General features: G+C 49.3%; 15 protein-coding genes. 9 read left to right on the forward strand and 6 right to left on the reverse strand.

Features of this window, described 5'->3' with window-relative positions; translation table 11 throughout:
• Positions 1-669: 669 nt before the first annotated feature.
• On the forward strand, positions 670-2,265 hold the full coding sequence (locus tag SE18_RS06315; protein ID WP_054533588.1) for a peptidase inhibitor family I36 protein: 1,596 nt from the start codon (positions 670-672) through the stop codon (positions 2,263-2,265).
• Positions 2,266-2,333: 68 nt separating this feature from the next.
• Here the strand turns inward: SE18_RS06315 and SE18_RS06320 are convergent, their stop codons facing one another.
• The 4 genes from SE18_RS06320 to SE18_RS06335 form a co-directional block, all read right to left on the reverse strand.
• The gene (locus SE18_RS06320; RefSeq protein WP_054533589.1) at positions 2,334-2,573 is read right to left on the reverse strand and encodes a helix-turn-helix domain-containing protein; all 240 of its coding nucleotides are present in this window, start codon (positions 2,571-2,573) and stop codon (positions 2,334-2,336) included.
• 212 nt (positions 2,574-2,785) lie between these two features.
• Positions 2,786-3,907, reverse strand: coding sequence for a 4-hydroxyphenylpyruvate dioxygenase (gene hppD, locus SE18_RS06325; protein WP_083469752.1), 1,122 nt, complete (start codon positions 3,905-3,907; stop codon positions 2,786-2,788).
• 34 nt (positions 3,908-3,941) lie between these two features.
• Positions 3,942-4,751, reverse strand: coding sequence for a TrmB family transcriptional regulator (locus SE18_RS06330; protein WP_054533590.1), 810 nt, complete (start codon positions 4,749-4,751; stop codon positions 3,942-3,944).
• Between the two features lie 262 nt (positions 4,752-5,013).
• Positions 5,014-6,171 carry a homogentisate 1,2-dioxygenase gene (locus SE18_RS06335; RefSeq protein WP_054533591.1) on the reverse strand — a complete coding sequence of 386 codons (1,158 nt, stop codon included), beginning with the start codon at positions 6,169-6,171 and terminating at the stop codon, positions 5,014-5,016.
• Positions 6,172-6,718: 547 nt separating this feature from the next.
• On the opposite strand from SE18_RS06335, the gene SE18_RS06340 reads away from it, so the two are divergent.
• The 8 genes from SE18_RS06340 (at position 6,719) to SE18_RS06375 (ending at position 11,126) form a co-directional block, all read left to right on the forward strand.
• Positions 6,719-7,816, forward strand: a complete 1,098-nt coding sequence (locus SE18_RS06340; protein WP_054533592.1) for a M50 family metallopeptidase — start codon at positions 6,719-6,721, stop codon at positions 7,814-7,816.
• Positions 7,817-7,820: 4 nt separating this feature from the next.
• Positions 7,821-8,054: a hypothetical protein gene (locus SE18_RS06345; RefSeq protein ID WP_054533593.1), complete on the forward strand. Its 234-nt coding sequence runs from the start codon at positions 7,821-7,823 to the stop codon at positions 8,052-8,054.
• Positions 8,051-8,566 (forward strand): CRISPR-associated protein Cas4, encoded by a 516-nt coding sequence (locus tag SE18_RS06350; RefSeq protein ID WP_054533594.1) that lies wholly within the window; start codon positions 8,051-8,053, stop codon positions 8,564-8,566. The genes SE18_RS06345 and SE18_RS06350 overlap by 4 nt, the downstream gene beginning before the upstream one ends.
• Positions 8,567-8,610: 44 nt before the next feature.
• Positions 8,611-8,934 carry a hypothetical protein gene (locus SE18_RS06355; RefSeq protein ID WP_054533595.1) on the forward strand — a complete coding sequence of 108 codons (324 nt, stop codon included), beginning with the start codon at positions 8,611-8,613 and terminating at the stop codon, positions 8,932-8,934.
• Positions 8,931-9,428 (forward strand): 6-pyruvoyl trahydropterin synthase family protein, encoded by a 498-nt coding sequence (locus tag SE18_RS06360; protein WP_054533596.1) that lies wholly within the window; start codon positions 8,931-8,933, stop codon positions 9,426-9,428. The genes SE18_RS06355 and SE18_RS06360 overlap by 4 nt, the downstream gene beginning before the upstream one ends.
• Before the next feature lie 30 nt (positions 9,429-9,458).
• A complete protein-coding gene (locus tag SE18_RS06365; RefSeq protein ID WP_054533597.1) occupies positions 9,459-9,773 on the forward strand; it encodes a hypothetical protein in 315 nt (104 codons plus the stop codon).
• Positions 9,763-10,515, forward strand: coding sequence for a hypothetical protein (locus SE18_RS06370; protein WP_054533598.1), 753 nt, complete (start codon positions 9,763-9,765; stop codon positions 10,513-10,515). Before SE18_RS06365 ends, SE18_RS06370 begins: the two co-directional genes overlap by 11 nt.
• 218 nt (positions 10,516-10,733) lie before the next feature.
• On the forward strand, positions 10,734-11,126 hold the full coding sequence (locus SE18_RS06375; RefSeq protein ID WP_054533599.1) for a response regulator: 393 nt from the start codon (positions 10,734-10,736) through the stop codon (positions 11,124-11,126).
• Here SE18_RS06375 and SE18_RS06380 read toward each other — a convergent pair.
• Together SE18_RS06380 and SE18_RS06385 are read right to left on the reverse strand one after the other, a co-directional pair.
• The gene (locus SE18_RS06380) at positions 11,123-11,968 is read right to left on the reverse strand and encodes a metal ABC transporter permease (protein ID WP_054533600.1); all 846 of its coding nucleotides are present in this window, start codon (positions 11,966-11,968) and stop codon (positions 11,123-11,125) included. The genes SE18_RS06375 and SE18_RS06380 overlap by 4 nt on opposite strands.
• Positions 11,937-12,803: a metal ABC transporter ATP-binding protein gene (locus SE18_RS06385; protein ID WP_054533601.1), complete on the reverse strand. Its 867-nt coding sequence runs from the start codon at positions 12,801-12,803 to the stop codon at positions 11,937-11,939. Before SE18_RS06385 ends, SE18_RS06380 begins: the two co-directional genes overlap by 32 nt.

Raw genomic sequence — 12,803 nt, forward strand, 5'->3', positions numbered from 1 at the left:
TGGGCGGGTGGTGTGGTAGAATGCATGGGGAACCTCGTGCTGCTGGTTGGGTGATTGCTTCCAGCATACCACGAGGTTCTTTGTATGCCTATCCCTAAGCCTGTCAGAGCTTAAGTTACCACCTATGGGATAGGTAGGTTAGTCTTAAACCATCAAGGGCACGAACATTTTGCTTCGTGTCCTTTGGGCGTTAAATTTGATCCACAAAGCGCACGAAGCGCACGAAGCAGCGAAATCACAAAGCACGCGAAGATCGCGAAGGTTAAGTTTTTAGCCACAGATGAGCACAGATTATGATGATTAGGCTATAGACTTTTGGCTATAGCCTATGGGATTCATCCTCATAATTTCGCAACTCTGCGCCTCTGCGTTAAATTTCATCCACGAAGCAGCGAAACCACGAAGCACGCGAAGGGCGCGAAGGCTATTTGTAGCCACAAATGCTACAGAGTAGCATGATGATATTCTGCTTAACCACAAATTACCTACATTTCACGAATAAAATTCCGTAAACTATCGGCAAAATTGGCCACGAGTGAGGAACAATGTTCAATAATACCTAATTAATACGATGTACTAGCGATTATGCATTGACTATAGTGATTATGGGGTAATACCGAGCCGTTATTGCCCCATAGCATCTATTATCTTAGTCAGTGAGGTTGCTTAATGAAAAACCGCTTCGGGTTAGTGATCACCTTGCTACTCTGCCTACTCTTTGCCATTCCAAGCTCGCTTGCTGCTTCTAATGAGCAGCTCAGTCAGGTTGATCAAGCGCTTGTCAACGTGTTTGATGTCTACACTGATTTAAATTTTGGTGGAGGACACTGTTGGTCAACGGGAGCAGAATCAAGCAATATCCATACGAGTTGTAATGATCAAATTTCTTCATTAAAAGTTTTAGCTGGATGGTCAGTTCGGGTCTATCGTGACCAAAATTTAACCGGCCCAAGTCGTTGTTTTGTTGAAAACGATCCGGTTTTGACCGATAACACCTATCAGGATGGAAGTGGTTTAAATGATTCGATGTCGTCATTCGTTGTAAGCAATAGTCCAGTTTGTAGTCCGCTAAACCCTTTAGAAGTCTTTAATGATCCGAGTTTTCAAGGCCAAACCTGTTTCTCAACTGGTGCAGAGCGTGCTAATTTTCATGCCAGCTGTGATAATGCGATTTCGTCAATAAATTTACGGCCAGGCTGGTCGATCTGGCTGTTTCGTGATCCAAATCAAGCTGGCCCAAGCGTTTGTTTGAATACAACAGATTCATTCCTCAACGATAATTTCTATAGTGATGGCTCAGTAGTTAATGATAGTGCTTCCTCTTTTACGCTCTATCAAAAGCCTGGTTGTGGGATTACCCCTGTGCCAACCCCACAACCGCCTTCAACTGAAATGCCTTTCTTTTCGCAAGTTGACCCTGCGTGGCGCAATGCCAATTTGGGTGGTTGTTCGGCTCCCTGTAATAAAATCGGGGCTTGTGGTTGTACCTTAACCTCAGCCGCCATGATTTTTAAACATTATGGGGCGAATACGAATCCTGCTATCTTAAGTCAGTGCATGGGTAATAAAGCGTGTCCCTTTGATTGGCGTGTTGGGGCGAACTGTAGTATGGGAACGGCGCGTAATCCCCAAAACTATGGATTTAGTTGGGCTAGGTTGCAGCAATTGGTTGCAGCTGGTCCAGTAATATTGGGTATGCGCCGTGGGTCGAATACCCATTGGGTTGTCGTCTACAAGGGTTCTGGTTCAAGCGCTGCGAACTACACGATTAATGATCCTGGTTATATGGGTGGAGCTGCGGATTTGCTGAGTTGGAATTATGCTAATTGGACGTATGAGAGGATTGTGACCTATCAACGCACCACAATGCTCACCCAATTGCCAATGGTTGATCTAGCCAAGGTTTTCACCAAGTATGAAGTTGCATCAACCCCATTGATTAAACCAGCCCAAACCATGCCCAATCCGCTGACGGGAGCGGTTGAGATTTATGAGCGAACTGATACCACTATGACGATTGCTTTATCAATTGCAGGTGATTCAGTAGCGAATGTAGAGATGGTCGTTTGGATTGACGGCATGTCTAATGACCAATGGCAACCGTTTAGCGAGTATGTGAGTTTACCAAAGGCAGATACAGTCTATGCTCAATTTCGCAATTCAAAAGGAACTAGCGCGATTGTGCAATCGACGATTGTACCAGTTGTTGACGTGCCTGAACCACAGTTTTCGGTTGTTGTCCCATTTGTGATTTTGGCACAATAAGCTTTGGATAATGTTCTGCCATTGGCTAAAATACCAAACACAATTGGTGTCCAGTAGCAGAACGTTACTTACTGCCGAGGTTGAGCTTTCCAATCGAAGCCACTCCGCCGCTCAAGTTTGTATAAACAGATGGTTAATGCGCGAATATTTGAAACCTGCATTTTGGCGTAAATATTGCGCAAATGGGTGCGCACGGTGGTGATGCTAATGCTTAAGTGGCCTGCGATTTCTTCGCAACTATAGCCAATAATGCTCATTTCAGCGATTTCTAGCTCACGTGGGGTTGGCTGGTCGATCCATGGAGGCATAGGATTCTCCCTTTGCTAAGGCCTTAACTGCATGATCGTGCGATAGCGATCAACAGCTCTATTGGTGGTAGATATGGCTCGTTATACCTTAGCATTGACGGGATTAAAATCCAGCTAGGGAATCCTACTAGTGCATACCCAAAACCTGCCTAAAACCACCAAGCCCGCAGTGCTGAGTAGGGCAGCGCTGCGGGCTTGGTGCTGGCGATTAATTACAAATTGCCACGTTTGGCTTGTTCACGTTCAATCGCTTCAAAAAGGGCTTTAAAGTTGCCTGCGCCAAAGCCACGGCTGCCCTTGCGTTGAATAATCTCGTAAAACACGGTTGGGCGGTCGCCAACTGGTTTGGTGAAGATTTGCAAGAGATAGCCTTCGTCGTCGCGATCAACCAAAATACCCAATTCTTGTAAAGTATTGTAGTCTTCGTCGATATGGCCGACGCGGCCTGCCAACGCTGAGTAGTAGGTATCTGGGGTGCGCAAAAATTCTACGCCATTATCGCGTAAATGCTTGACAGTTTGAATAATGTCAGGCGTAATCAAGGCAATGTGCTGAGCACCTGGGCCACAATAATAATCGAGATATTCGTCGATTTGCGATTTTTTGCGGCCTTCTGCTGGCTCGTTGATTGGGAATTTGATCCGGCCTGTGCCGTTTTGGACGACTTTCGACATCAAGGCACTATATTCGGTGGAAATATCGTCGTCGGTAAATTGTTGCAATTGGCTAAAACCGAGGATGCGGGCATAGAAATTGACCCATTCATCCATTTTGCCAAGCTCGACGTTGCCCACGATATGGTCAACTGCTGCCAAGCCTGTTGATTCCGACTTGGGTGGGTTTTTGACTTTGTTGTAACCAGGCATAAACGTGCCTGTGTAGCCGTCGCGCTCAACGAAGGTATGGACTGTATCGCCGTAGGTGCGAATCGTTGCTTTGACGACTTTGCCCCATTTGCTTTCCAAGACAGTTGGCTCAAGCACAGCGGTTGCGCCACGGGCTAAGGCTGCTTCAAACGCCGAAGTCGCATTTTCAACTTCGAGCGCAATATCCTTTACGCCGTCGCCGTGCAATTTTACATGCTCGGCAATTGGCGAATCGGGATTAAGCGCGCCAGTCAGGACCAAGCGAATATTGCGTTGTTGCATGACAAACGAAACGCGGTCGCGGCTGCCAGTTTCCAAGCCTGCATAGGCAACCGGCGTAAAACCAAAGGCCGTCCGATAGTAATGAGCTGCTTGGCGCGCATTACCAACATACATTTCGACATAATCGATGCCACGTAACGCTAAAGGATCAGTCGTAGTGGTGGTTTCTTGTTCTGCCATCGTCATTGATAGGCTCCTTCTGATGAAAACGCCGCAACAATTACTCGCTATAGGGCTGAGCTTGCGCCCAGAATGCCTCGAACGCTACCCGCAGGGTTTGCGCTAGCGATGGGTGATTCAAACATAACGCCGTGATCGATGGTCGCCCCGTGATGGGATCTTGCAGTGAAAGCAAAGCCACCCGACCATCAAATAAGTTCATTTTAATTGGCAGTTGTGGCACGAACCGCAATTCTTGGCCAAGACTACGAAATTGGGCCAACACTGGCCGCAATTGCTCATCTTCCAAGGCACTCAGCTCATATAAAGCCCGATATTGCACGCCGCGCGAGCGTGGTTCTCGCACTTCGGCCACATTTTCCTCTAGGCTCGAAACCAGGGGCCGTTTGAAACAGGCCAAAATTTCGTGGTCGGCTTGTTGAGCCAAAGTCCAAGCACGGGCGCTAATCTGGCGTGGGTCAAGCAACACATCAATATAATCCAACGGATTATCTTCGTTGCTGCCTTCGGTGTAGATCGGTTGCATGGTTGCAACCAAGCTTTGGGCGATGGTTTGGGCATCGGCCAATTCGCGTTCCATCACGCTGCGCCGCTCGGCAAGTAGGGCTGGCAAAGCTTGTTCTGGAGCGACCGCCACAAAGGTGCGGCGTGGCCCCATCCGTTCATGAGCTAGGCCTTTGCTAGACAACGATTGCAACACATCGTAAATTCGCTGGCGCGGAATGCTGGTATGGGTTGCGAGTTGCGCCGCCGAGAACGATTGCCGACCAAGTAGCCCCAAATAGGCCGTTGATTCATAGCGACTTAAGCCTAAATCACTGAGTTGATCAATGAGAGATTCATCGTGCATTGGTGTCACCACTGCCTAGTGGTGCTATTGTAGCGAGTTGTCGAATGCTTGTCAATCATGCGCAAAGGCCACAGTCAGCACCGAAATTTGATTCAGGATGGGATCGTTACCAAGTGTATGATTGGCGCGATCTGCATAGCCAAATTGTACTACGCCGGGTGACTCGCAAAAATGCAGCTTGATTCATGCCTAAACTCTTAAACGAAGACCCCTCTTCCAGCAAATGGAAGAGGGGTGTTGATTGGTTTAGCGATTGAGCTTTTTAGTGGTTGACCCATGAATAGGTATAGCTTGGTTCTTCGAGGCTCAAGGCTTCTTTGGTCAAATACAGTGGCTTGAAGGTATCGACCATCACTGCCAATTCTTCGGTCGCTGCCTTGCCAATCGATCCCTCGACGGTGCCTGGGTGCGGCCCGTGCGGCATTCCCGATGGGTGCAAGGTAATCGAGCCAAGATCAACGCCGCGTCTTGACATAAAATTGCCTTCAACATAATACAGCACTTCATCACTCTCAACATTTGAGTGATTGTAGGGTGCTGGAATCGCCTCAGGATGATAATCAAACATGCGTGGTACAAACGAGCAGACTACAAAATTTGGTCCGCTGAAGGTTTGATGCACTGGTGGCGGTTGATGCACACGCCCAGTAATTGGCTCGAAATCTTCAATATTGAAGGCAAATGGATAGAGATAACCATCCCAGCCAACCACATCAAATGGATGATGGTCGAGCACATGCTTGGTCATGCGGCCATGGGCACGCACATGCACGGCAAACTCGCCTTTTTCATCATGCGGTGTAAGCTCTAGCGGCACCCGAATATCGCGCTCGCAGAACGGTGCATGCTCGAGCAATTGGCCATGTTCGTTGCGATAACGGTTGGGGGTGGTGATTTCACCCATGGTTTCAAGCACCAACATTTTGGTTGGCGTGCCATTGGTGTTGACCCGATAGGTTGTGCCGATCGGAATCACCAAATAATCGCCACGGCGATAGGGAATATTGCCGAAAATCGTTTCGAGCACGCCCTCGCCTTCGTGAATGAAGAGCATTTCATCGCCTTCGCCATTGCGATAAAAATACGTTTGCGGCTCGGTTGGGTGGACAATTCCCATGCGTACATCGTTGTTGACCAACAACATCCTGCGACCACCGATGGGATCGCCGCCTGGTTTGTGGGCAAAGGTTTTGAGGTGGCGATGGCGCAGCGCCCCATCTGGCTCCAACTCGATCGCGGTTGAACCAAGGTCTTCGACTTTGAGAATCGCAGTTGGTGGATAATGGTGATACAACAGGGCTTCGACCCCGCTAAATCCCTTGGTTCCCATCAACTGTTCCGAATACAACGAACCATCTGGCTTGCGAAATTGGGTATGGCGCTTGTGTGGAATGTTGCCAAGTTTGTGGTAGAAGGGCATCTTCGACCTCCCGCAAAAATGAAAACGACAAGACCAATTCAGCCCTACTTCTGTATTGGCCAGCACGTTGATTATAATCCAAATTGGCACGTTGGGTAAAGTTAGAGCATAGAAAATATTGATCCACGAAGGACACGAAGCTACACGAAGGACGATAGGCTATAGGCTTTGGGGTAGCGGAAGTTGGTTGGGATTCTCCATGATCGACCAAAAGCTTTAGCCACGAATTGCACGAATTGCACGAATTATGCTTCTATTAATAAAATTAGTGTCTGCCCCCTGACTTCCGATCTCCGATTCCCGATCCCCATTTTAGCTTTTGCCTTCTGACTTTTGCCTTTTGAATTTGACTTCATCCTTGCCGTTGGCCATAAATTGGCACAGATTGCTACAGATGGTGAGGATTATGTTCTATGCTCTATGCTCTTTTTTGACTTCATCCTTGTTAACAACTTGCTCATCAAAAGCGGTTGACGCTACTAGGTAACTCAAGTAAGATTCAATCGCGGCTTGCGTAGCCGTACACCACTATCCACGGGAGATCTTTATGGATTTTAGCAGTTTGGCGTGGCTTGCGGTTATTCCCGCTTTAGGCTTTTTAGTTGTTGTTCATGAGCTGGGCCACTATTGGGTTGGCCGCAAAATGGGCATTAAGATCGAAGAATTTGGCATTGGGTTACCGCCACGCGCCAAAGTGTTGTTCGTGCGCAAGGGCATTCCGTTTACGCTCAACTGGCTACCACTTGGCGGCTTTGTGCGCTTTGCTGGCGAAGAAGGCGGCTTTGACGACCCCGATAGCCTTGCTTCTGCACCACCCCGGCGCCGGATTCCAGTGATGGCAGCTGGCGTAATTGCCAATGTGATTACTGCAATCATTATGTTTGCAGTTATTTTTGCAATTTGGGGCTACCCAAACCTTGATAAAGTGATGGTTGCTTCAACCGACGAATTTGCCTCGAAAGCAGGCTTTGTGGTTGAAGATGTGTTTGTCTCGATTAATGGCTCGCCGATTAGTGCCGATGAAGATGTGCGCCGTTTGGTCGAAACCAGTGCAGGCAAACCAGTCGATGTGATTGTGCAGCGTGATGGGGTTGAACAAACCTTGAGCGTTACGCCCCAATATAGTGCCGAAGCGCAACGCTATCGCTTTGGGGTTGGCTTGGGCAATCCCCGCGAATCAGTTAATATTTTTCAAGCAATCGTCAATGGGTTTACCTATAGTTTTCGCTTGCTTGGCGAGATGTTTATGGGTTTTGCGATGTTGATTGGCGGTTTGCTGGGCACGAATCCAGCGCCAGAAGGTGGCTTGGCTGGTCCAGTCGGTATCGCCCGCCTGACGGGGCAAGTAGCCCGCTCAGGCTTGCGCGATTACCTGAATTTTACCGCCTTGTTGAGCTTGAACTTGGCCTTGATCAACATTCTGCCAATTCCAGCGCTTGATGGTAGCCGGATTATTTTTGCCTTGATCGAAGCCATTCGACGCAAAAAAATTCCGCCCGAGCGCGAAGCAGTGGTGCATGCAATTGGCATGATGATGTTGCTTGGTCTGATGCTGTTAATTACGGTTTCCGACGTGCGCAATATCATTAGTGGCGAGCCAGCGATTACCATGCCGCCAACGCCAACCCCAATCGTTAGACCGTAAGCCAATGCCAGCGCGTAAGCCGATTATCCGCGCCAGCGAGCTTGGCGAATATGATTTTTGTGCCAGAGCTTGGTGGTTGCGGCGTGAATGCGGCTGGCAAGGACGCTTTCCTGAACGTTTAGCCCAAGGCGAAGTGGCGCATCAACGCCATGGCCGGGATCTTCAACAAAGCCAATGGTTGCGCACTGTAGCCATTGGTTTGTTGTTGCTGGCTGGCTTAGCTTTGGTATTTGCATGATTTGGCTAGCGATCATTTTGGGCTTGCTTGGCCTGTGGCTGTGGCGACGAAGCAATGCCTTGCGTGCTAGCACGGGCCTGCCTTGGCGTGCAGTGGTTTATCACGATACAACGCGGCGCGAATTGAGCAAACCCTTATTCTCAGCCCGTTATCAATTAACTGGCAAGCCCGATTATGTTTTGGCCGATGGCAAGGCCTTGATTCCGGTTGAGGTTAAGCCGCAGCGCCAAGCAACCAGCCCACGCCAAGGCGATATTTTGCAGCTGGCGGCCTATTGCTTGTTGCTTGAAGAAGCAACTGGGGTTGCCCCGCGCTATGGTTTGTTGCGGTATGCCCAACATACCTTCCAGGTCGATTGGACTGATCAACTCTATCAGGCCTTGATCGAAACGCTCGCCATAATGCGCGCTGATCTGACGTTAACAGAGGTTGAACGATCGCACGAAGAACCATGGCGTTGTAACGCCTGCGGATTTGGCGACCGCTGCACAGATGCGCTAGAATATGACTAGCACAGTTTATCAATCAGCCCATTCCTAGTAGTCGTTGTGACATTATGAAATTTAAAATTCGCCAACATCCACGCATGAAAGATATTTGTGTCGGTGACGAGGTGGTGTGGAATCCCCAATTGCTGTATGCCAACGTCGAGGAAATTTTTCCGGCGGCGGTTTGTGTCAATTTAGCAATTCTCCGCACTGAGCCAATTCCCAAATTGGAGCTACGGGCGCAACTTTGGCGCGCTGATGATATTGAAAATCTCAGTGTTTGTCGCTGTTGTGGCTCGCGGGAAAATCTGGTTACTCCGTGTCATACAGGCGTACCCTTTCGGTTGTGCCAACAGTGTTATACCTGCCACATTGAGGAGTCTCTGGCATGAGCCAACGTATTTATCGCTTGCAAGTAACCAAGGATCAACTTGGGTTTGCAGCGGCGCATTTTATTACCATGCGCGGCAAATGTGAACGCCTGCATGGGCATAATTATCGCGTAACCGTCGAGGTCGAAGGCTTTTTGGGTGAAGATAAGTATGTGGTAGATTTTGGCGTGTTGAAAAAACATGCTACTGAAATTGCACGCACACTCGATCATCGGGTGTTGTTGGCCGCTGAGAATGCGAAAATTGCCTATAGCCAAGACGAGCAGCACATTACGGTGTGCTACGAAGAAAAATATTATGTTTTTCCGCTGGCCGAAGTAATTCTGCTGCCAATTGAAAACACTACGGCTGAACTATTGGCAAGCTATTTTTGTGCTGAATTAAGCGAGCGCTTGCACCACGATGGGGTTAATACCCTCAAGATGGTTGGGGTTTGGGTTTCCGAAGGGCCTGGCCAACAAGCGTTTGCCAACATTGAATGGCCGCAAGCTTAACGTACCGAGGGCATATTTATGGATGGAATTATGAGCGCACTGGTCGTCATTATCGGGGCAATTGGCTTAATTACCCTGCTAATTATGCGCACCAAAACCTATCGCGAACGCTTGCGTTTTCAGGCGCGAGCGATGGATCGCCATGTGCGCACAACCAACATTCGCGATGATGTGCGCCAAGATATTTTGGACTTGTTGATTCGCGGCGATCGTTTGGCAGCGATTCAATATGCCCACGAACAAACCCACTTGGATCTTTTAGAAGCGCGCACGTTGGTTGATGATATTGAAAAAGCCTTGAAAAAGCACGACCAAACCCAAGGAACCCCAAGCGATGCCAATTGATCTTGCGCCTCACAACCCATATGGCTTGACGCTGACCAACGCTGTACTTGGGCGCTGCGGTGGCTTTGGCGCAGGCACTGATCGCTTGGCAAATATGGCGAATCTTGGGGCAATTATTACCGACCCGCTGGGAACCCGCGATCAAGCACTGCAACTGCTGCCAACCACTGGCGGCGTGTTGTATCGCTCATCGACCCGCACATGGCGGCGGGCGCAACGCGATGCTGCCCATTGGCAAACCCTTAATCTGCCAGTGTTGCTGACGTTACAGCCACGCAACCTGCAAGACCTCCAAGAATTGCTGCGTAATTTGCAGGAAGGCGAGTGGGCGGCGGTTGTGCTCGATGTGGAGCAAAGTGGCGAATTGCAGCACCTTGTGCGCTGGGTCGAACTGGTGCGCAATCAATGGGAAGCTCCGCTACTGCTGCAAGTTGCAACCGATCAAATTAGCCAATTAACCAGCATTCCCCAATCAATCGATGGCATCATGCTTGGTTCGGGGCCGCGGGCCAAGCATGGAGAGCACTATGGGCGCTTGCTCGGGCCGGCGATTGAGCCATTGTTGCTTTGGGGGGTTGAACGGTTGCGCGAATTGAGCAATACATCATTAATCTGTAGTGCTGCCAGCCTTGCTAGCCTTGCTAGCCTGCAAGCGCTTGGCGTTCAAGCCATTGTTTTGGATAGCCTGCTGTGGACAACCAGCACTCACGATGTAGCCCAAATTCATTTTAACCAGCAATGATCATAGCAGCTTAGACCGCCTCAGCTTGATAACTGCCAAAACTATACTGCATAGGCCAATTGTCCCCCATGGCTATATTACTCTCCGTCCGTTGAAGACAACACTATTGCGCCTCATTTCTGCCTACGTGTTAGGGGTAGACTATCCATATTGAAGTTGTGCTGTTGCACGCGAGGCTGCATTTTAGCGTGAATGGAGCATTGCCAAGGAGGACATAGATGGCAACTATTTTAGCAATTGATGACAGTGGCTTGATGCAGGCGTTTTGGGTGCGTATTTTGTCGCGCTCGCAGCATACGGTGGTGACGGTCAGTAGTGGCGATGAAATGCGGGCGGCACTTACCACACTCCATCCCCAATTAATTTTTCTTGATCTCTCATTTCCTGGCGAAAACGGCTTTGAGCTGTTGCAACAACTGCGCGGCTATTCGCAGTGCCTTGATATTCCGGTGATTGCCGTCAGTGGCTATGCAGGTGAGGACACGCGCCAAGCTTGCCGCGAAGCAGGTTTTACCGATTTTCTGGCGAAACCGTTCTCATTGGCTGAATTACGGAGCATCTTGACGCGCTATATTGAGAATCTAACCCAGTTGCGAGCCTTGACGCGCTAAACGTGGGTGTGAATCATGCGGCTGCGCAGTTGTTTGCGCAAGGCGGCGATACCTAAGGCTACCATAAAACAACCAGTTTGGGTCAATACGATCGTCGCTCCCGAAGCAAGGTCGAAGAAATAGCTCAGGTACATGCCAACACAGCCAGTTAAACCGCCAATGACGGTTGAAATTCCAAGCATCCGATGAAAACTATCGGTCAAGAGCCGCGCAGTAATAGGTGGAATAACCAAGGCAGCAGCGATTAGCGTCACGCCCAGAATTTTCATTGAAACGATTAAGGTTGCGGCCAGCATCAACGAAAACAGGGTATCCAGCCAATTGGTACGCACACCATAAACGTGGGCCACATCATTATTAAAGGTCATGAACAGCAGTTGTTTGTAACTGAAAAATACAACTAACCCAACCATAATGCATACTCCGCCAATTGCCCAAAGATCGCTGTTGGTTACGCCTAGAATATTGCCAAACAAGGCTGCATCAAACGAGCGAGTAAAGTTGCGATAGCGGCTAATTAAGGCCACGCCAATCGCAAAACTTGCGGTTGTAACAATCCCAATTGCTGCATCGGCATTAATTTTGGTGCGGCGTGCAGTTTGATTAATTAATACTGCGGCAGCAAAACCCCACAAACCAGCGCCAAGGTAGAAATTCCATGCCAGCACAAACGAAACGACTGCGCCGCCAAAAATTGCATGCGATAAGCCATGGCCAATATAGCTCATGCCACGCAACACAATATATACGCCCAACAGGCCACACAAACTGCCAATTAGCACTGCGGCAAGAATGCCATAGCGAAAAAAGCTAAAGCTCAGCGGTTCTAAAAGCTGGTTCACTTGGGTTCTCCATGGCTGGGTTCAGCACTTCGCCAATAATTGGGTTGGGAATTAAATCGCGGTAGCTATGACCATGCGGGCGTTGTTGAATTAACAGCATGCCTTCGTGCTGCACTACAACCATATCGCTATGATAGGTTTGCTCGAGCACGGCGGGGGTAAACACCGCTTCGGGCGTGCCTTGGGCGATGATGGTTTGATTCAGACAAATAATCCATGGCACATGGGCCGCCGCTGCATTCAAATCATGGGTCGTCATTAAAATCGTCATGCCTTGTTGATTCAGCTCGGCCAGCAGATGCAAAATTGATTCAGCCAACCGTGGATCAATCCCAGTCGTTGGTTCATCGAGCACCAACATGGCTGGTTTGGCAACTAAGGCGCGGGCCAAAAAGACCCGCTGTTGCTGACCGCCAGAAAGATTGCGAATATGCTGTTTGGCCAGGTGTTCAATTTCAAGTTGGGCCAGCACCGCCTGCACTGCTTGGCGCTCGCTTTTGCGCAACCATGGCCAAGGATTAGCTTGACGCACCAAGCCCATGGCCACAACTTGCTCAACTGTCACCGGAAAATTCCAATCAACCGTTTCAAGCTGTGGCACATAGGCAATCGTGGGAATTTGACCATCGACTGGGTGCTTGCCATGGGTCAGAATCTGGCCATGGCTGGGAGCATGCAAGCCTAAAATTAAGCGCAATAAACTGGTTTTGCCAGCACCGCTTGGCCCAACTAGCGCCGCAAATTGGCCGTGGTGCAGATGAATATTAATTTGATCGAGCACGAGGCGCTCTGCATAGCGCAACCCGACATTGCGTAACTCAATAATTGGCTGCAT

It is taken from the genome of Herpetosiphon geysericola, assembly GCF_001306135.1.
GTDB classification, from domain to species: Bacteria; Chloroflexota; Chloroflexia; order Chloroflexales; family Herpetosiphonaceae; genus Herpetosiphon; species Herpetosiphon geysericola.